19 protein-coding genes are annotated in these 18,320 nt (G+C 43.9%); 10 read left to right on the top strand and 9 right to left on the bottom strand.

All coding sequences use genetic code 11. The features are described 5' to 3' along the window. Window positions 1-476: 476 nt before the first annotated feature. The 5 genes from doeB2 to KPL72_RS11105 all read left to right on the top strand — a co-directional run bounded on the left by doeB2 (window position 477) and on the right by KPL72_RS11105 (window position 6,512). Window positions 477-1,649 carry a N(2)-acetyl-L-2,4-diaminobutanoate deacetylase DoeB2 gene (gene doeB2, locus KPL72_RS11125; protein ID WP_219702770.1) on the top strand — a complete coding sequence of 391 codons (1,173 nt, stop codon included), beginning with the start codon at window positions 477-479 and terminating at the stop codon, window positions 1,647-1,649. 56 nt (window positions 1,650-1,705) lie between these two features. After that, window positions 1,706-2,965, top strand: coding sequence for an aspartate aminotransferase family protein (locus KPL72_RS11120; RefSeq protein ID WP_219702769.1), 1,260 nt, complete (start codon window positions 1,706-1,708; stop codon window positions 2,963-2,965). Beyond that, window positions 2,962-4,263: an ectoine hydrolase gene (gene doeA / locus KPL72_RS11115; RefSeq protein ID WP_219702768.1), complete on the top strand. Its 1,302-nt coding sequence runs from the start codon at window positions 2,962-2,964 to the stop codon at window positions 4,261-4,263. Before KPL72_RS11120 ends, doeA begins: the two co-directional genes overlap by 4 nt. 12 nt (window positions 4,264-4,275) lie before the next feature. After that, window positions 4,276-5,667 (top strand): NAD-dependent succinate-semialdehyde dehydrogenase, encoded by a 1,392-nt coding sequence (locus tag KPL72_RS11110; RefSeq protein ID WP_219702767.1) that lies wholly within the window; start codon window positions 4,276-4,278, stop codon window positions 5,665-5,667. Window positions 5,668-5,765: 98 nt separating this feature from the next. Continuing rightward, complete coding sequence (locus KPL72_RS11105; RefSeq protein WP_249422210.1) at window positions 5,766-6,512, top strand: AAA family ATPase; 747 nt, start codon at window positions 5,766-5,768, stop codon at window positions 6,510-6,512. Window positions 6,513-6,672: 160 nt separating this feature from the next. Here the strand turns inward: KPL72_RS11105 and KPL72_RS11100 are convergent, their stop codons facing one another. Then, window positions 6,673-7,230 carry a CBS domain-containing protein gene (locus tag KPL72_RS11100; protein WP_212915430.1) on the bottom strand — a complete coding sequence of 186 codons (558 nt, stop codon included), beginning with the start codon at window positions 7,228-7,230 and terminating at the stop codon, window positions 6,673-6,675. A gap of 276 nt (window positions 7,231-7,506) precedes the next feature. Here KPL72_RS11100 and KPL72_RS11095 point away from each other — a divergent pair, with 276 nt between their 5' ends. After that, a complete protein-coding gene (locus KPL72_RS11095; RefSeq protein WP_219702765.1) occupies window positions 7,507-8,844 on the top strand; it encodes an alpha/beta fold hydrolase in 1,338 nt (445 codons plus the stop codon). Between the two features lie 91 nt (window positions 8,845-8,935). Further along, a complete protein-coding gene (locus KPL72_RS11090) occupies window positions 8,936-9,469 on the top strand; it encodes a glutathione peroxidase (RefSeq protein WP_249411565.1) in 534 nt (177 codons plus the stop codon). Between the two features lie 82 nt (window positions 9,470-9,551). On the opposite strand, the gene KPL72_RS11085 is transcribed toward KPL72_RS11090, so the two are convergent. The 5 genes from KPL72_RS11085 to KPL72_RS11065 all read right to left on the bottom strand — a co-directional run bounded on the left by KPL72_RS11085 (window position 9,552) and on the right by KPL72_RS11065 (window position 14,525). Then, window positions 9,552-10,286: a hypothetical protein gene (locus KPL72_RS11085; protein ID WP_219702764.1), complete on the bottom strand. Its 735-nt coding sequence runs from the start codon at window positions 10,284-10,286 to the stop codon at window positions 9,552-9,554. A gap of 49 nt (window positions 10,287-10,335) precedes the next feature. Next, window positions 10,336-11,106, bottom strand: a complete 771-nt coding sequence (locus KPL72_RS11080; RefSeq protein WP_219702763.1) for a helix-turn-helix domain-containing protein — start codon at window positions 11,104-11,106, stop codon at window positions 10,336-10,338. 42 nt (window positions 11,107-11,148) lie between these two features. Continuing rightward, entirely contained in the window at window positions 11,149-11,604 is a 456-nt protein-coding gene (locus tag KPL72_RS11075; protein WP_114413368.1) for a carboxymuconolactone decarboxylase family protein, read from the bottom strand. A gap of 196 nt (window positions 11,605-11,800) precedes the next feature. After that, entirely contained in the window at window positions 11,801-13,120 is a 1,320-nt protein-coding gene (locus KPL72_RS11070) for a YjiH family protein (protein ID WP_219702762.1), read from the bottom strand. A 280-nt stretch (window positions 13,121-13,400) separates the two neighbouring features. Next, on the bottom strand, window positions 13,401-14,525 hold the full coding sequence (locus tag KPL72_RS11065; RefSeq protein ID WP_219702761.1) for a tRNA-queuosine alpha-mannosyltransferase domain-containing protein: 1,125 nt from the start codon (window positions 14,523-14,525) through the stop codon (window positions 13,401-13,403). Window positions 14,526-14,665: 140 nt separating this feature from the next. Here KPL72_RS11065 and KPL72_RS11060 point away from each other — a divergent pair, with 140 nt between their 5' ends. Next, window positions 14,666-15,409 (top strand): dienelactone hydrolase family protein, encoded by a 744-nt coding sequence (locus KPL72_RS11060; protein ID WP_219702760.1) that lies wholly within the window; start codon window positions 14,666-14,668, stop codon window positions 15,407-15,409. Between the two features lie 37 nt (window positions 15,410-15,446). Here the strand turns inward: KPL72_RS11060 and KPL72_RS11055 are convergent, their stop codons facing one another. Further along, window positions 15,447-16,001, bottom strand: coding sequence for a YaeQ family protein (locus KPL72_RS11055; protein WP_205114515.1), 555 nt, complete (start codon window positions 15,999-16,001; stop codon window positions 15,447-15,449). Between the two features lie 466 nt (window positions 16,002-16,467). Between KPL72_RS11055 and KPL72_RS11050 the strand changes: the two genes are divergently transcribed. After that, window positions 16,468-16,683, top strand: coding sequence for a DUF1127 domain-containing protein (locus tag KPL72_RS11050; RefSeq protein ID WP_212915438.1), 216 nt, complete (start codon window positions 16,468-16,470; stop codon window positions 16,681-16,683). A 129-nt stretch (window positions 16,684-16,812) separates the two neighbouring features. Here the strand turns inward: KPL72_RS11050 and KPL72_RS11045 are convergent, their stop codons facing one another. Together KPL72_RS11045 and KPL72_RS11040 are read right to left on the bottom strand one after the other, a co-directional pair. Further along, a complete protein-coding gene (locus KPL72_RS11045; protein WP_219702759.1) occupies window positions 16,813-17,265 on the bottom strand; it encodes a S24 family peptidase in 453 nt (150 codons plus the stop codon). 107 nt (window positions 17,266-17,372) lie between these two features. After that, window positions 17,373-17,570, bottom strand: a complete 198-nt coding sequence (locus tag KPL72_RS11040) for a helix-turn-helix domain-containing protein (protein ID WP_212915440.1) — start codon at window positions 17,568-17,570, stop codon at window positions 17,373-17,375. An 83-nt stretch (window positions 17,571-17,653) separates the two neighbouring features. Here KPL72_RS11040 and KPL72_RS11035 point away from each other — a divergent pair, with 83 nt between their 5' ends. Beyond that, the gene (locus KPL72_RS11035) at window positions 17,654-18,301 is read left to right on the top strand and encodes a LexA family protein (RefSeq protein ID WP_212915441.1); all 648 of its coding nucleotides are present in this window, start codon (window positions 17,654-17,656) and stop codon (window positions 18,299-18,301) included. Window positions 18,302-18,320 lie beyond the last annotated feature (19 nt).

Below are 18,320 nucleotides of genomic sequence, written 5' to 3'. Positions count from 1 at the left end.
TCATTTTAAAATGCTATCCCCACCTACTCTTCCCTCTCTTATTTTCTCTATTACCTTAGTCTTTTATTTTATAAATCAGCCCAACAATAGATAAATAAAACTACAACACTAATCGTTAGATATGTAACTTATATCAATCAAAACGCTTACATAACTAATCATTAGACATGACAGTTATTTATAAGCGCCAATTTTGAGCTGAACGCTTATTTTTAGGGCGCTACCGCGCATTTTTGGAGCACACTAAAACGCCTATTTTATTGATTGAAATGTGAATTTTCAGCTTTTTATGATTTTTTTACATATTTCTCTATGTGTTTGTTTTGAGCGTTTTTTTTGATGTTTTTATGTTTTATTTTCTGTCTTTTATACTTTTTATTGGTGTTCTTTTTATTTTTCGCTCTTGCAACACCATAAATATTTAATTACTACTGTATGAAGTTTTTCAAATTACACAGAGTTTTAAGGGAGGCGTTATGCAGAATTTATGGCAAGAGAATATTATCTTCGCAGAAAACTTGCGTAAGCAGTTACACGCTCATCCCGAGCTTAGTTGGCAAGAAAAAAACACTGCATCATTGGTTCGCAGCCAGCTCGATGCCTTGGATATTCCATGGCGCACTTGTGCCGATACAGGAACCATCGCATGGTTGAACAAAAACGCTAAAGGTAAAGCGATTGCTTTGCGTGGAGATATGGATGCCTTGCCAATTGACGAGCAAACAGGCAAGGAATGGCAATCGGTGAACCAAGGCTGCATGCACGCTTGTGGTCATGATGGACATACGGCCACTCTGCTAGCAACAGCACGTTGGTTAAAACAATTTGAAAAAGAGTTACCTCAGCCCGTGGTACTCATCTTTCAGCCAGCCGAAGAAGGTTTTCACGGTGCGCGTGAAATGATCAAAGATAGCGCATTGGAAAATGTCGGAGAAATTTACGGCTGGCACAACTGGCCCGCTCTGCCTTATGGCACGATTGCTTGTCCTGACGATATTGTCATGTGCGGCAATGGAACTTTCAGCATGGAATTCAAAGGCCGTGGCGGGCACGCCAGCCAACCAGAACTCTGCGCCGATCCTTTGTTAGCAGCCAGCGCGGTGAATGTGGCGTTACAGCAAATCGTCAGTCGACGTATTGCACCACAAGCCACAGCAGTGATCAGCGTAACGCAAATACATGGCGGAACCGCGCCTACGGTGATTCCAGAAACGGCGACATTAAGCGGCAGCATTCGTGTGCCTGACGAAGCAACTCGCCAACTAATTAATCAACATATTACCGAAGTCGCCACGCAAACTGCAGCGGCTTATGGCGTGGAATGCGTTGTACAACACGACATGCGCTATCAGGCAACCATTAATCATAAAGCCCAAGCCACAAACGCTCGCGAGGTGTGGCAATCGCTTTATGGCGAACAAACACTTAATCACGGACAAGCCTTACCAATCATGGCGTCGGAAGATTTTAGCTACTATTTGCAAGCGATTCCCGGTGCGTTTGCCTTGATAGGCAGTGACGATGGCGCAGGTCACAACGTGGCTTGTCACAGTCCACATTACGATTTCAATGATCGATTGATTGCCGATGTCTGTCGTTGGTTTTGCCAGCTTGCAGGCCTTGCCAATCAATCACTACCAAAACGATAAAACCAAAAGCACAACCACAAAACAGCAAGTGAACAGAAGTTTCATAAGGAGACGACATGACTATTTTCGAACAACGAGAATCCAACATTCGAGCTTACGCTCGCACGTACCCAACGGTTTTTGTTACGGCAAAAAACTCACGTCAGATTGATGAAGATGGTAAGGAATACATTGATTTCTTCGCTGGCGCTGGGGTGCTTAACTTTGGTCACAATAACCCACACATGAAAGAAGCAATGATCGATTACATGCAAAAAGATGGTGTGCTTCACAGCTTGGATATGCAAACCCAAGCCAAAGCCAAGTTTATGCAGAAGTTTACCGATGTCATTCTTACCCCTAGAAACATGCCTCATCGCATGCAATTCATGGGACCGACAGGCACCAACGCGGTAGAAGCGGCCATGAAGCTGGCGCGTAACGCCACAGGACGACACAACATTGTCGCCTTTAGCCAAGGCTTTCACGGCATGACGTTGGGCGCATTGGCAGCAACCGCCAACGAGTATTTCCGTCAAGCTTCCGGTGTGCCTTTGCTGCATGTCAGCCATGAATTATTCGACCAAGAGCACGACCAAGAGGCTTCACTTGCAGCATTAGATGCATTAGCAAGCCAATACCGAGATCCATCCAGTGGCATAAAACCACCAGCCGCATTCATGGTGGAAACCATCCAAGCAGAAGGTGGCGTGAATGTCGCTAGTAAAGAATGGATGCAAAAACTGGAAAAACTCGCTAAAGAGTTTGGTTCTGTACTAATCGTCGATGACATACAAGTGGGCTGCGGGCGCACTGGCTCGTATTTCAGCTTTGATGACATGGGCATCAATCCAGACATCATTACTTTAGCCAAAGGCATTGGTGGCGCGGGTACGCCAATGGCAATGAATTTGGTACACCCTGATTTAGACAAACATTGGTCACCAGGCGAACACACCGGCACCTTCCGTGGACAGAATTTATCCTTCGTCGCCGGTGAAGTGGCCTTAAGCTACTTTGACGATGACAAGCTGATGAACGAAGTTAAAGAAAAAGTCAAAACGGTACGCAATGCGTTAGAGCCACTGGTTAGCGAAAACAGCGCAAAAGAATTGCGTGGTAAAGGTCTAATCCTTGGTTTAGACATGGGCAGTGGCGAAGTGGCAGCGAAAGTCGTACAACGTTGTTTCCATAACGGCCTGATGCTGGGCGCTTGCGGCAGTGGTGGTCGAGTGTTGAAGATCATTCCACCATTAACCATTCCTGACGCAGATCTAATCGTAGGTTTGGATATTTTAAAAGATGCCGTACGTTTTGTAATGGAGGAAGCCGCATGATTGAACGCGATGATATGACATTTACTTTCGCTGAGTATCAGCGTCGCTTGGGTGAATTGCGCGCTCGCATTGCCGAGCGCCGCTTAGATGCGATTGTAATCACAGACCCAGAAAACATTACTTATTTAACCGATTACCAAACCACGGGTTATTCTTTCTTTCAAGCACTGGTGATCCCGCTCGAAAAAGAGCCTTTTATGATCACCCGAGCGTTGGAAGAATCTAATATATTTGCTCGCACATGGGTTGAACTAACTCGACCTTACCCTGATACAGGCGATGCGATTCAAATGCTCGTTGATGCGCTGCGGGAATTTGGTTTAGCTGACAAGCGTATTGGTTACGAACGCAATAGCTACTTCTTCCCAGCTTATCAGCAGGATTGTATTCACACGACATTGAAAAATGCCAAATTGATGGATTGCTTCGGCATCGTCGAAGAAGGCCGTATCTGCAAATCTCAAGAAGAAATCATGATAATGCGCCGTGCTGCATTGGCGACAGAAGCTGGCATGAAAGCAGGCATCGAGATTTGTCGTCCCGGTATTACAGAAAATGAAATTGGTGCAGAAATCGCCGCGGCTATGTTCCGAGCTGGTGGTGAAACGCCTGCCGTCATGCCTTACGTCACCTCTGGCCCACGAACCATGATTGGTCACGCCACTTTTGAAGGCCGCACGGTGCAGCCAAACGAGCATGTCTTTTTAGAAGTGGGCGGTTGTTATCGTCGTTATCACACAGCCATGATGCGCACAGTGATTCTTGGCGAATTATCGGATGCCATGTATCAATCTCAAGAAATCATGAAGCGCGCGCTCAATGAAATTCATCGAGTGGTACAGCCTGGAATGACAGTGTCGGACGTCGATAACATGGTGCGCAATATCATTATGGACAACCAAGTGGGCGCTAGTTTGATTACGCGCTCTGGCTACTCTATCGGCATCGCCTTCCCACCAAGCTGGGACGAAGGCTATATCATCAGCTTGAAACAAGGTAATTCTGCGGTGCTAAAACCAGGTATGACTTTCCATATGATTCCATGGATGTGGGGCATTGAAGGCGATAAAACCTGTGGTATTTCAGACACTATCGAGATCACCGAAGACGGTTGTCGCTCTTTCTTTAGCATGGATCGCGACTTCACAGTGAAATCCGGCGTAGCAGTGCCTCAGGAAAGAAGAGCAATCGAGCTGCCCAGCAGCGTATCTGTTAAAGAGCCCAGCACCTTGCCTGCTAAAGAGGAAGCGAAGAAAACCAAATCGAACACCAAGCAAGCCGAAAAAGCGGCCAGCTAATTGGAGGTGACCATGTTAACAGCAGCCAAATTAGAAACAGCAACGCTTGAAAGCATTAACCCGACGACTGGGCAAGCTTTACCTTCTTATGAAGCTTTAACGCTAGACGAAGCTCGCTCCGCCATCGATAAGGTGGCAGCAGCCTTTTCCGGATGGAAAGCCACAAGCTACCCAAAACGCGCAGCCATATTAAAAGCCGTTGCCGCTTCGATGCGAGAAAACAAACACAAACTGGCCGATTTAATGGCGCTGGAAATGGGCAAGCCGATTAAAGAAGGGGTTGCGGAAGTGGAAAAAAGCGCCTGGTGCGCAGAATATTACGCTGACAATGGCGAAGCGTTTCTGACACCTGAAACCTTAGAATCGGACGCAAGCCACAGTTATGTGCAATACCCTCCTCTTGGTACGGTTTTGGGTATCTTGCCTTGGAACGCGCCGGTTTGGTTGGCATTGCGCTTTCTAGCACCTGCCTTAATGGCGGGCAATACTTGCCTGCTAAAAGCCGATCCTAATGTGCCAGCCACGGCAAACAAATTGGTCGAATGTTTTTATCAAGCTGGTGTACCAAAAAGTGTGGTTGCTAACTTAACGGTAACAAACGCGGTAGCGAGTAAAATGATCGATCACCCAAAAGTGAAAGCTGTATCTTTCACCGGTTCTAGCAAGGCGGGACAATTCATTGCCTCGCAAGCCGCAGCGGGATTAAAACCAGCCGTGTTAGAACTTGGCGGTTCTGATCCTTGTATTCTGATGGCCGATGCGGATTTGGAAAAAGCCCTCGATATTATTACCCTATCGCGCATGGTCAATGCGGGGCAATCATGCATCTCAGTGAAGCGTTTGTTTGTCGAAAAATCAATTTACAACGAAGTCTGTGAAGCACTGCGAGAACGCTTTAGCAAACTCAAATGTGGAGACCCAAGAGACGAAAGTAATAATCTAGGACCATTGGCGAGAGAAGATTTGCGAGATCAGCTGCATCGCCAAGTATCAGAAAGCATCGCAGCTGGTGCTCGATGTTTAACAGGCGGAGACTTACCCTCTCGTTCGGGGTTCTTCTATCCGCCGACGTTATTGGTTGATGTAAAGCCTGGCATGACAGTGTTTGAAGAAGAGACTTTTGGACCAGTGTTAAGCGTGACGCCAATTGATACGATTGATCAAGCGCTGGAGTTGGCAAACGACACCGAATACGGCTTAGGCGCCAGCATTTGGACCAGTAACCAAGTGGCCATAGACCGAGCCATTGAGACACTGGAATCAGGACAAATTGCCGTCAATGGCATCGTCAAAAGTGACCCAAGGTTGCCATCAGGCGGGATTGGTAAATCCGGTTATGGACGTGAGCTTGGCCCACAAGGCATCCGCGAATTTGTCAACGTACAACAGATTTGGATTGCTTAGCGCTATATTGCTATTATGTTAAAACTCATCAAAAGAGCCTCCCTTGAGGCTTTTTTTGTATGTGAACAACCCTTAAAAAAGTAACAAGAGTAATGAGCATGGAACCGCTGCCATATTTGAAAACCATCGAACTTAAAAGAGATTTAATCGACTCTTTTGAGGTTTACCCTTTCTCTATCCCTGCGGTAAAGGAACTGGATTTTATTGAGTTCGATAAAGCTGTGACTATTTTTGTTGGGGAAAACGGCAGTGGTAAATCCACCTTGCTCGAAGCCATTGCAGTCAGTCTTGGCTTCAACGCAGAAGGCGGCACCAAAAACTTCAACTTCGGTACGCGCAGTACTCATTCGGATCTACATAGCTACCTTCGCCTTTCGAAATCCTTTAAACGCTACCGAGACGGCTTTTTCCTTCGAGCAGAAAGCTTCTATAACGTTGCTACCAATATTGATGAATTAGATGAAGACCCCTCTCCAGGACCATTTATTAAAGATAGCTATGGCGGAAAGTCGCTGCATCATCAATCCCATGGTGAATCTTTTCTCGCTCTTATGTTGAAACGTTTCGGCGGAAATGGGCTTTATCTCCTTGACGAGCCAGAAGCCGCGCTCTCTCCAACAAGACAACTCGCTGTATTGAGTCGAATGCATCAACTGATAAATAATCAATCTCAATTTATCATAGCAACACATTCACCGATTCTTATGGCGTATCCAGGAGCGAAAATTTACCAAATCGATAAAACAGGCATTTATCCAGTAAAATACGAAGACACCGAACATTACGGAGTTACCAAAGCCTTCTTGAACAACCCTGAGCCAATGTTGAAAGAACTGTTTTCATAGGAAGGAGACAGCATGACTTTGCATGTAAATATATTTGACCATGTTATCGAAAAGTTGATTAAGTGAACTGCATTAAACCAAATAGCCCTTATTGCCTATGAACAATATGCAATAAGGGCTATGAAAAGGTCAGACAATCAAAGAATGTCTTTTTGGAATGTTACAGTGTTGCGGTAAATACTTTAGAGAAGCTGGTTTTTTCTTGGATATCGATATTTAGGCGCAATCTACGAGAAATATCACTGGCTGAGAAAATACCGCGGATTTTGTGATTTTCACGATCAAGAACAAGACAGTGACGTTCGCCGTTATTTTTAAGCGCGGTGATCACATCCGAAATGGTGGCTTTAGAAATGTCCTGCCAATCCAATGCTTTTAGGTTCTTTTTAGCTGTCATAAGTTCAGCGACAACGATTTCAGCTCGCTCTAAACCTTCCGATACTTTTTGAACGATTTTGCGCTCGATAATATCGTCAGAGCTAACAACACCAATAAAATGCTTATTTTCGTCAATGACAAATTTTAAGCGCACATGCTCTTTTTGCATAAGTTCTTTGACGTTTAAGACTGATGATGTGGATTCAACGACCAGAGGTTTGTTGTTTTGAAAATCAGTAAAAAAAAGTAATGCAGGAGAGTCTATTGTAAGGTCGTAGTTTTCTTCAGGCCAAGCCAATTCATCTATTTCTGTCGTAGGGTAAAAATCAAGTGTTTTCATAAAGGCACTCCGTAGCGCTGTCTTGTCGTAAATCTAATATGGAAGGTGTCTATCCATAATCATAACTAATCATTTTGTATAGCGTAATAGATTGCTACTAAAAATAACAATTTCAAGTCTAGGGAACAAGGCCACAAGCGGTTCTGTGTTGTTTTTCACAGATGCCAAAACACCTTAATAATCAAAACTGATAGATAAAAATATTCGAACTCTAATGTCTGCCAGTGCTAAAGTGGCTAACAATTTAAATCGCTATGCCAAAGATGACGGGGAAATATGAACGCAGTCAGCCAACAGTACAAAATGAAAGGAATACTTGTTACCAATCACGAATTAGAAGTTCCGTTGGATTGGCGTACCTTTAACAACAGCCATAAAAACAGTTCTAACAACAGCCCAACCATTTCCCTATTTGCTCGCGAGGTGGTGGATATAAACCGCGCCGATGAGGAGCTACCTTTATTGTTATTTTTACAAGGTGGCCCCGGTGGCAAATCCCCTCGCCCAATGCCAGGTTCCCCACCATGGATGGCGGAAGCATTAAAAACCCATCGGGTTATTTTAATCGATCAACGTGGCACAGGTCGCAGCAGCCGAATTGATACCAATTTGATTAGTAAGCTGTCTGCTGAGGAAGGTCGTGATTATCTACTTAAATTCCGTGCCGACAGTATTGTCGCCGACTGCGAACATTTAAGAAAAACGGTCTATGGCGGCCGTTTGTTTGAAACCTTGGGGCAAAGCTACGGCGGCTTTATTACGCTAGCGTACTTATCCCAAGCACCAGAAGGTCTGGCGGCATGTTATGTAACGGGCGGATTGGCTGGGCTTGAAGAATCAGCAAAAGAGGTATATCAGCTAACTTATCAGCGCGTGATCGAGAAGAACCAAGACTATTACGCTCGTTATCCAGAAGACGAGAAAGTCATGGCGAAGATCGCACAATGCCTAACAAACGAAAAAGTGCTTTTACCTGATGGCGACCAACTTACTCTAGAACGATTCCAAAGCATCGGCATTCTTTTGGGAATGGGTCCAGGTATTGATCAGGTACATTGGTTAGTGGATGAAGCCTTTGCTGGCAGTGACAAAACTCGGCTTAGCGATACCTTTTTAGAACAAGTGATGAACATCACCAGCTATCACGAAGGCCCTCTTTTTGCGGTGATTCATGAAAGTATTTATGGCCGACCTAATGAAAGCACTAACTGGACAGCACAACAGCTGCGAGATCAGTTTAGTGAATTTGACGCGCCACACTCGCCTTTGATGCTAACAGGAGAAATGATTTACCCGTGGATGTTTGATCAAATTTCTTCGCTGCGCCCTTTTGCTGAGGCTGCGAATGCCCTAGCAACTTACAAGGACTACGCACCACTTTATGACCTTGAAAAACTTGCCAAAAACAAAGTACCCGTTGTCGCGGCGGTGTATCACAACGACATGTACGTACCCCGTGAGCTGTCTCTAAAAACGGCGAGCCAAGTTTCCAACACGCAAGTTTGGGTCACCAATAGCTACGAACACGACGGCGTTCGTCAGTCGCCAGAAGTGTTCAGCAAGTTGCGTGAATTGCTGTTAGATCAAGGCGGCCCGTTAAAAAGCTCAAACTAAGACAATCACAATGTTATGCAATTTTTCCGCATTGTTTAGGCGACAAACCGCTAAGATCCTTGCATCGAACATAAATTGATAAGGAATTTTTATGAGTCATCCATTGAACCTAACCGTTAAAAATATCCAAGGCGAAAGCGTTGATCTATCGACCTACCAAGGCAAAACCGTTTTGGTGGTTAACGTTGCGTCTAAATGTGGGCTAACACCACAATACGAAGGCCTTGAAGCCTTGTACAAAAAATACCACGAACAAGGTTTAGAGATCCTAGGCTTCCCTGCAAACGATTTTGCAGGTCAAGAGCCAGGCAGCGATGAAGAAATTCAACAGTTTTGCAGCCTTACCTACGACGTCACTTTCCCAATGTTCAGCAAAATTGCGGTCACTGGCGAAGACAAACATCCTTTATACAAAGGTTTGATCGAAGCAGCACCAGTTACGCCAAATCGCGACGCCATGGTAACTATGTTGGCAGGCCATAAAATCGAAGCGACAAAAGCACCAGAAGTGGTTTGGAACTTTGAGAAGTTTTTGATCACCAAAGATGGCAAGGTTGAGCGCTTCTCGCCAGATGTGACACCAAAAGACGACGCACTTGTTGCATCAATTGAAGCCGATTTATAAGTCTTTCAGACTAAACAGATCTATAAACAAAACGAGCTACTATGAAAATAGTAGCTCGTTTTGTTTTTTTATAAGCTTTTATCTAAGAGTTTCTAAGCAGTCTAAGCGATTTCATACGACTCCACTTTTGGCGATTCAGTTTTTTGTAGATCCACAAACACCCAATATCGAAACCAAAATAAAACACACTAATACCACTCGGCGGATTACTACTCGCAATGAAAGGCACTTTACCGAACCATGTATCTGGCCAAACCCAGCACTGGTAATAGGTCCCCAGCAATTCCAAATACACCACCATGAAAAACATGATAAGAAAAAACAGCTCATTGCCCGTTTTCTTTCTTAGCAACAGCACAATCACCAACATACAAAGGAAGCCAAACACATCCTGGTCGAACAGCAGCCAAAGGCTCGAATAGGCGATCATTGCCCAATACAAAATCGAAATAATACGTGCCTTATTACGCTGGATAATTTTTTCTTTTTGGATATAAAACACAGCGGCATAAATAAGACTGTGACCAAGAGGCACATAAATAGGGACATTCTCAAGCCGATATTCATACATTCCCAAAAGAAGGGAAAACACCACCTCACCAAGTAACGCCAACGCAATGCCATACAGCATCAGCTTTTTGATTCTTGCCGTGACACGAGAATAAACCCAGACAAAACAGATCAAGACCAAGAAATTAGTGATCCATTGATTAAACGGAATGTGCTCCGCCAATGCTTTGCTATCGAGGAAAAGCCCCAGCCACAACACAAGGAAAACAGGCAGATAAATAGCGGTAAATTGCAGTTTTGATTTCATGCTGGAATCATAGCAAACTTGATAATGGGCACCATCAAAAATAAACCAGTTAGCGTAATAACCTGCTTTTCATAAAACGCTTTGGCGTAATACCGGCGATTAACTGACATTCACGTGTCATGTGGGCTTGATCAGAAAAACCGTATTCAACAGCGATTTCAGCCAGTTTGACATGATTTTCTTCCATTTTTAGAGCCAACAAAACCGCTCGAACTCTTCTCAAGCGCTGGAAGTATTTTGGAGACATACTCAAACGAGCTTGAAACTGACGCTCTATTTGCCGCTGACTAAGAGGAAGCACGTCTAACAAATCAACTCGGGAAGATTGTTGTAATAATTCTACGGCTTTCACTACTGGGTCATGATCATATGCCGATCCTGAAGTAACGTGATCGAAAGCCTTATCCAATAAATTAATACGTTCTTCTACACTTAAAATACTTTTTAACTGAACCAATAAACATTGGATAAATTCAGACGATTGCCATGAGCCAATATTGCCTTCCAGCGCAGCTAACTCCGTCTGCAACAAGCCCCCCATTCCGGGCTGAAAACGTACACCAACTAAATTGGCACCAGTAGGCAAATGAATAATATGCGCCTGCCGATTGGTTGATTGAAATATCACTGGTTCATTCCAAACTTCTTGATCAACCAGTATCGGCTCTCCAAGATTGAACAATATGCCACTACCTGCATCAGCAACCAATCGACGGGTAACGCCCTTTTGATCCATTGGGATTTGCGCCGACCAAATAGCCTGTACCCACAGAGAAAGTGGCCCTTGCGGAAAGTGAATATCAAACAACAAGGACGACAACAGATTAACCCTCTTACTTACTGGTGAGCGAAAGTGCTTTATTCAGCGTAAACTACCAACCTCAGGCTTAAAGACTTTTACAATTCGATTCCAACTCGAAATAGCATTTATTGCAATGGTTAAATAAGTTAGTCCAGATTCACCGAAATTAGCCAACATTTCTTCATAATAAGCATCATCAACAGAATATCCAGAGACAAGATGTTCCGCAAAACCCAAAGCTAGACGCTCTTGCTCAGAAAATAAAGGTGAGTCTTTCCAAGCATTCAATGCAATCATTCGTTCGTACGTCTCACCCATTTCAAATGCTTGCGTACTGTGCATATCCAAACAAAAAGCACATTGGTTTACTTGTGAGACACGAAGCTTCACTAGCTCCCAAATAGTTTTACTTAAGTTTGGTATCTCTGCGAATTGTTTACCTATAATTTCTTCTTGCTTGAACAAAAGCTCTAACGCTTGTGGTGCTGCGGCAAAATAATTGATGCGTTTTAACATAGTGAGTTCTCCAAAGAATAAGTTTGAAGCTCAATCCTAGCGATAGCTGATCAGCATTAATTGAAGAAATTCGACATTTGGGAAATATAAAACACACCAAATTAATGTAAAAACGTCAATTCGGTGTGTTTTGCTTTATTTTTCTATAGCTCTCTATTACCAATAATTTAACAATAGTAGAGCGACAGTTTACTGACTACTGAACAAACTGCTCAGCCCAAAATGCCACAGGCGAGGCGATTAAGATCGTCAAGGCCACACGCTGATACCAAACCATCAACATTTGTTTAATATTCAATGGGATCTCGGTCGATAAGATACAAGGAATCGATGCAGAGAAGAAAAGTATGGATGAGATAGACACCACGCCAACGACAAACTTCACAACAAACACGCTTTTCGCTGCAACCAAAGCAGGCAAAAACATCTCCGCCAAGCCTGTCGCCGACGCGGTAGCAACCATCATTGGATCTGGCAATTGGGCGATCCACGCGAATGGGTAAAACAAGTAACCAATCCACTCAAACACAGGCGTGTATTTCGCCAATAGCAAACCACACAACCCCACAGACATAATAGAAGGCAAAATACTCATCGCCATCAGCATGCCTTCTTTGATGTTTTGCAGGATATTACGACCGATGGGCGCGGCATTTTTCGCCACATCCAATCCTTCCAATGCCGCTTGTTTAAAACGCGAATGCTCGAATTTTTCCACTTCACGGCTTTCTGCTGTATCGTCCATTTTACTCAGCGGAAAAAGTCGTACGGTGATGGCCGTCACCACAAAGGTAATCAACAAAGTTGCCCAGAAAAAAACATTCCAAACATCCATCAAACCCAATGTTTTCGCCACGATCACCATAAAAGTAGCCGATACAGTAGAAAAGCCGGTGGCAATAATTGCCGCTTCTTTCGCGGAATACTGGCCAGACTTATAAACACGATTGGTGATCAACAGGCCAATAGAATAACTGCCTACAAAGGACGCAACCGCATCAATCGCTGATTTCCCCGGCGTCTTAAACAGAGGCTTCATAATCGGTTGTAAAAGCACACCAGCAAATTCAAGCAAACCGTAGCCAATCAGAAATGCCAGAAACACTGCACCAATAGGTACAATCAAACCAACCGGCACCACCAATTTACTAAACAAGAAAGGCAACATGTCTTTTTCAAACAAGAAAGCAGGCCCAACGGAAAAAAACGCCATTACTGCCGTCACTACGCCCAAGACTTTGAAAATAGACAAGACAGTTTGCGTTTTACTGGCTTTCCAGTTACCCGAGATAAAAGGATAAGCACCACCGGCCAACACCACTAAAATGGCGTAAATCTCAGCCATTTGACCGTAATCATTACGGAGCCAAGACACAATATGATCGAGCGGGATGGTCTCTTTCCCACCGATATTGATCGGAATGAAAAAGACAAAAAGACCGATGCAGCTATAGGCAATGAGTTTAAGAAGAGACAGTGGAGACACTGCTCCTGACTTTGGATCTGTAGCGTTCATATGAAGACTTCCTATAGAAGGTTATTAATCATAAGCTAAAAAGCAACATACGCACCAACATGTATATACATATCAAAATGACGTAAATTGGCTCTTATTTCTTACGATTAAATGAATTTGTTTTTATTTTTTAAGGCAACAACGATAGGAATATCGCACAAAATAGGCGCAACTTAAAGAGTTGTGCGCTATTTTGATTCAAACGACATTTGTAGATTTGAGGTCATTTCAAGTCGTTAACCGAATAGAAAGAGAACAGCTTGTCTATACATAATAGAAACTAGTGTTGGTATGTATCTATTAGCTTTTCATAGTGGCCAAGCAACACCTGAACTTGGTAATGGCTAACATCTGGCGCTTTCACATCCTCCCTAACAACACGCAGAATCAAGTCCACTGCTCGCTCGGCTTCGCTTTGAATATCCTTCAAATCGCTTGGATAAAGGAACTGATTACCAAATAGCTCCGGATAAACCTGTCTGTCTGGCAGCACTGGCACACAACCCAGCGCGACCGCTTCCAGCACAGCAAGACCTTGGAATTCATGCAATGCGGTAGAAAGCACAATGTCTGATGACGCAAGAAAACCTAGATAATCCGCCCGACTTGGTGCAAAACCAAACTGTGTGATTCGATGTGAAAAATTGGCTTGGATCTGATCAAATTCTTTTGGAATAGAACGAAACTGTTCGCCAAGAATAGCTATTTCATAGTCTAGCTTGCGGCGCTCTAGTTCTTCTAACATAGCCAGTAATCGATCTGGCCCTTTGTCAAATTCCCAACGCGCCGACCAAACCAATTTGATTGGCTCAGGGAGTTTTCCACTCTCCTCTATTTCTGACGCTAAACTCGTCTCTACTAAAGACTCGATTGAAGTAGGCATATCCAAAGGCACAGCAAGCACTTGAGCTTTGGCTTCTGTGTCATTTAACCAATCTGGCGAGACATAATCAGGCAGTTTCTTTAGTAAAGCCCGCGCCCCACCAAAGAAAGAGTCTTTATTGAATGCGCTATTAAACACGCACAGGTCAGCAGCCAAGGCGCTGTACAAGGTGACCATCTGCATTTCCACCAAGCCTTGCTGTTTATCACTGGCAGGGTAAGCAAATTGATTTTCATGAAAATACAGCAGCCAAGGAATGCTCTGTAAGTTTGGGCAAAAGGCTTTTAAACCAACACAGTCTGTCATCGACGTCGCAATGACCAAATCGTACTCTTGCTCTATCTGAGGTTTAAATTGTGGATCAAACGCAAAACTCATGGCGTTACCGCGAATCCGCCACGCAAAATGCCGAGCAGGCAGAGACAAGTAACTCCATTCATGCTGACCCAAGCCACTCATCAAGGTATTTGCCCAGGCCTTATGGCTGCTGGCTTCGTAGGCGCTGATCAATAAAATTCGCACGGGTTCTTTCTACTCATTGGTTAAATTGGCTTTTGTCTCGATTTGAGCACTTTTATGTCTGTTTGGAAGCTTTGCGACTGGCTCATCCCAGTTGGGTCGAATATCATGTAGGAAAATGACAAATCGCTTTAAGGATTACCATGATCATTCAACGTCACGATCAAGATATTAACACGCCAACCGGCACCATGCGCTGCACGGTTTATCGCCCTCAAGCAGAAGGTCGCTTTCCTTGTATCTTTTTCTACTCTGAGATTTTCCAACAAACCGCACCAATTGCCCGCTCTGCTGCGATTATGGCTGGCCATGGTTTTGTGGTGATTGTGCCAGAAGTGTTTCATGAACTTAACCCAATCGGCACAGTCTTGGGCTATGACGATGAAGGCAAAGACAAAGGCAACGCTGACAAATTCACCAAAACCCTAGAAGCGCACGACAGCGACACCGTGGCTATGCTGGAATATTTCGAACAGCAAGATTATTGCACGGGGCAATTTGGCACCATGGGCGTTTGTTTGGGTGGGCATTTGGCGTATCGTGCGGCGTTAAACCCTCGCATCCAAGCGGCTTTTTGCTTGTACGCAACAGACATTCATTCGAATACCATTCCTTGCGATGAAGGTAATGACTCTTTCACTCGCACAAAAGAAATCCAAGGCGAAGTCACTATGGTGTGGGGCAAACAAGACCCGCATGTTTCTACGGAAGGACGCCAGAAAATTTACCAGCAATTGATCGATACTAACCGCTTATTCACTTGGCATGAATTCAACGGCCAGCATGCATTTATGCGCGACGAAGGCGATCGTTACGATCCAGCCCTCGCCTTAGAGTGTTACAACAAAGCCGTTGCGCTGTTCCAACGCACTTTGCATAAAGCATAACACCACATCAATACGCGCTTTGTGGATGAAGGTGAGCTTATTGCTCGCCTCGCCACATAGGTGTCATCTGGCATTCGCCTAGCTCACCAGAGATCCACATTTCGCTGTCTTGAATGGTTACATTCAATTGCATAGAGCGAGTACAGATCTTCGCTAACGCTTCAACTTGAGCCTCTGGGAAACGCAACACTCGCATGTTATCAAAACGGCTGTTCTTGCCTTTGTTTTGTTCCCACCAAATATCGGACTTATCGTTGTAATTCACTACAACGACGTTTTGAGCGCGACCGCAGGCTTTGCGTAACCGTTTCTCGTCTGGCTGTCCTAGCTCTACCCAAAGCAAAATTTCGTCTGAGTAATTCTTCTGCCAAAGATCGGGCTCGTCTTCAGTACTAATGCCTTTGCTGAAACTTAATTGCTCGCCGCCTTCTTTCTCATCAGCCAATAAAGCAAACGCAGCTAAACGCACCATCATGCGCTCTTCGGTTTCAGAAGGGTGTAATGCCAAGGTCAATTCATAACTTTGGTAATGGTTTCGATCCATATCAGATACTTGAACCGATGCTTTATAAATTGTTGCTTTCGTCGCCATGAGGTCACTTACTACATTTGTTAACTATAAAAGAGGACAGGAAAATCGCGACGAATTGTACAGCAAAACACACCCACAATATCGCTACATGCAGACTGTTTTTTTGACATTAAGAAAGTATTTATGCAACTTAAAAAAAGAAAAGTAATTTCAATATAAGTGATTGACATAAGTCACGAAATAAGGCCCAATTAAGAAGCTCAAACGAGCAATTTTTACACTATGCATTACGCAATCAATAAAACCCAAAGTTAAGGAGAAGCAAAATGACTACCTATACGCTAAATCATTCTACTTCCTCCATGGCTACTCGCTGCAATAATCGAGTACGCAAAACTTTGTCTACGCGTTCAATGCCTGTGTAATACACCATTGACCGCGGAATTTACGCGGTCACCTCTGTAAGAAATCACCCCGTAAGTTCCGCCAAAACACACTATTAAATGTTATATTTTGGAGAAAACTTATGAGTATCATTGCCCTATTCAACGCCGCTAAAGAATACTTCGAAGCTCGTCGCACCAATCAAGCTTTTCGTCAGCTTGATGACCATTACTTAAAAGATATTGGCTTCTACCGCGACAATGGACAAATTCGTCCTTTGGCTGGCAACAACGATTTAGAAAGTGATCTGAAAGGAAAAGCTCAAATACCACCAGGAGAACAACCGAGCGACGGATGACCAGATTGTCACCTCAGAAGACTCTGAGGTGACGGTAAAACACTAGGCCGGATGGCCACGACGCCTTTCATTATTAGGTAATGGAAGGCGTTTTTTATTGGCTCAGATAAAAAAGTAAAATGGAGACGATTAGCCACGCTCTAACTGACGAACTACGCTGGTAACCACACCAAATACTTCTAAACTAGATGCATCTTTTTTAATAACAGGCGTTACTGTCGCTGCATAGGCTTTATTCTTGGGACGAAGCAAAACATCAGGCTTTAATTCCAATGTCATTACCGCCATCTTTCCATGCTCAAATGCAATAACAATGTCCCCATGACGCGCCGTTAACGATCGATCAACTACCAGCACATCGCCCGAGTGAATATCTTCTCTTTCCATCGGCTCACCTTGAGCACGAACAAAAAAAGTCGCCGCAGGATTAGGAATGCACAAGGCATTCAGATCCAAAGAATTGTCTTTAGGCTGCTTACTAAGATCAGAAAGCTGTACTGACTCAGAATAAAGTGGAATTCGAACACTGTTTGCTGCAATAAAAGCCGCAGACTCAGAGGTACCAAGATAAGAAACGCGCATAAATAAACATCCAAACTGTATATTCGTACAGTATGTTTTAAAGCACGCAAATAAACTAGCGAATTTTTGTAAAGACGAGAGATTAACCACCTCTGCCAAACATAAAGCTAGAGCTCATGATCTTTAAGCAAATCGCTTTCACTGACCTCCCCCTCCGTCGCCAAAGAGATACGCCGTATGTATTTTGCTGGCGAACGTTTATGGATATGTAACCAGTTCCAAACGTGAGCTTGCTTAACCCCTAATATTTGCGCGAGTGCAGTTTGGCTTCCTACAATTTCGACTGCTTTTGCAATGGCTGACATATAACCTCCTTAACAACCTTTGCTGTATTTGATTACAGTTTTTATTGTTTGTCAAATACAGATAAAGTTGTAATTATTCACTTATGACTATTGCAGAACGCGTTAAACAAAAAAGAACCGACCTAAGACTGACTCAAGCAGAGTTAGCCAAACGTATTGGCATCTCCCAACAATCGTTGCAAAAGATTGAAGACGGCCGGACACAAAATCCGCGCAAGCTACTCAATTTAGCCAAAGCGTTGCAATGCGATGCAGAATGGTTACTTTTAGGAGCGGCAAGCGAAGTTAGAGAAAATACTTCCAGCTACACCAATAGCAGCAGCACTTCACAACCCTTAGAAACCCATCTAAGACCTGTCATTACAACACCACAAGCTGCTCAATGGCCGAATACTGAATTAGACAAAGAAAAATTTGACTGGATAGAAACACCAGCATCTACGTCGAAATCAGCATTTTGGCTAAATGTCGTGGGAGATAGCATGATGTCGCCTTCTGGCTTAAGCGTTCCCGAAGGTTACCTAATTCTTGTTGAACCTAGCTTAACGGCCAAGAGCGGTGATTTGATCATCGCAAAAGTAGTAGACAGTAAAGATGTAACATTTAAAAAATTGGTCATCGACGCTGGGCGAACTTACCTAACTCCACTCAACCCAAACTATAGACCCATTGAAGTTCCCAGCGATTTAGCAATTATAGGCGTTGTCACTCAAGCCCGAATTTTATTTTGAACTATTTACAACTTCTCTT

The sequence above is a fragment of the Marinomonas lutimaris genome (assembly GCF_019426345.1).
Lineage (GTDB): Bacteria > Pseudomonadota > Gammaproteobacteria > Pseudomonadales > Marinomonadaceae > Marinomonas > Marinomonas lutimaris.
The sequence above is the reverse complement of the archived record's forward strand: the minus strand, read 5'-3'. Positions and strand labels throughout refer to the sequence as shown.

Coding starts and splice junctions, on each gene's coding strand:
- KPL72_RS11120 (WP_219702769.1), top strand. CDS start 1,706: ATGACTATTTTCGAACAACGAGAATCCAACATTCGAGCTTACGCTCGC.
- doeB2 (WP_219702770.1), top strand. CDS start 477: ATGCAGAATTTATGGCAAGAGAATATTATCTTCGCAGAAAACTTGCGT.
- KPL72_RS11090 (WP_249411565.1), top strand. CDS start 8,936: ATGAGTCATCCATTGAACCTAACCGTTAAAAATATCCAAGGCGAAAGC.
- KPL72_RS11105 (WP_249422210.1), top strand. CDS start 5,766: ATGGAACCGCTGCCATATTTGAAAACCATCGAACTTAAAAGAGATTTA.
- KPL72_RS11070 (WP_219702762.1), bottom strand. CDS start 13,120: ATGAACGCTACAGATCCAAAGTCAGGAGCAGTGTCTCCACTGTCTCTT.
- doeA (WP_219702768.1), top strand. CDS start 2,962: ATGATTGAACGCGATGATATGACATTTACTTTCGCTGAGTATCAGCGT.
- KPL72_RS11055 (WP_205114515.1), bottom strand. CDS start 16,001: ATGGCGACGAAAGCAACAATTTATAAAGCATCGGTTCAAGTATCTGAT.
- KPL72_RS11040 (WP_212915440.1), bottom strand. CDS start 17,570: ATGTCAGCCATTGCAAAAGCAGTCGAAATTGTAGGAAGCCAAACTGCA.
- KPL72_RS11035 (WP_212915441.1), top strand. CDS start 17,654: ATGACTATTGCAGAACGCGTTAAACAAAAAAGAACCGACCTAAGACTG.
- KPL72_RS11095 (WP_219702765.1), top strand. CDS start 7,507: ATGAACGCAGTCAGCCAACAGTACAAAATGAAAGGAATACTTGTTACC.
- KPL72_RS11045 (WP_219702759.1), bottom strand. CDS start 17,265: ATGCGCGTTTCTTATCTTGGTACCTCTGAGTCTGCGGCTTTTATTGCA.
- KPL72_RS11060 (WP_219702760.1), top strand. CDS start 14,666: ATGATCATTCAACGTCACGATCAAGATATTAACACGCCAACCGGCACC.
- KPL72_RS11075 (WP_114413368.1), bottom strand. CDS start 11,604: ATGTTAAAACGCATCAATTATTTTGCCGCAGCACCACAAGCGTTAGAG.
- KPL72_RS11100 (WP_212915430.1), bottom strand. CDS start 7,230: ATGAAAACACTTGATTTTTACCCTACGACAGAAATAGATGAATTGGCT.
- KPL72_RS11050 (WP_212915438.1), top strand. CDS start 16,468: ATGAGTATCATTGCCCTATTCAACGCCGCTAAAGAATACTTCGAAGCT.
- KPL72_RS11085 (WP_219702764.1), bottom strand. CDS start 10,286: ATGAAATCAAAACTGCAATTTACCGCTATTTATCTGCCTGTTTTCCTT.
- KPL72_RS11110 (WP_219702767.1), top strand. CDS start 4,276: ATGTTAACAGCAGCCAAATTAGAAACAGCAACGCTTGAAAGCATTAAC.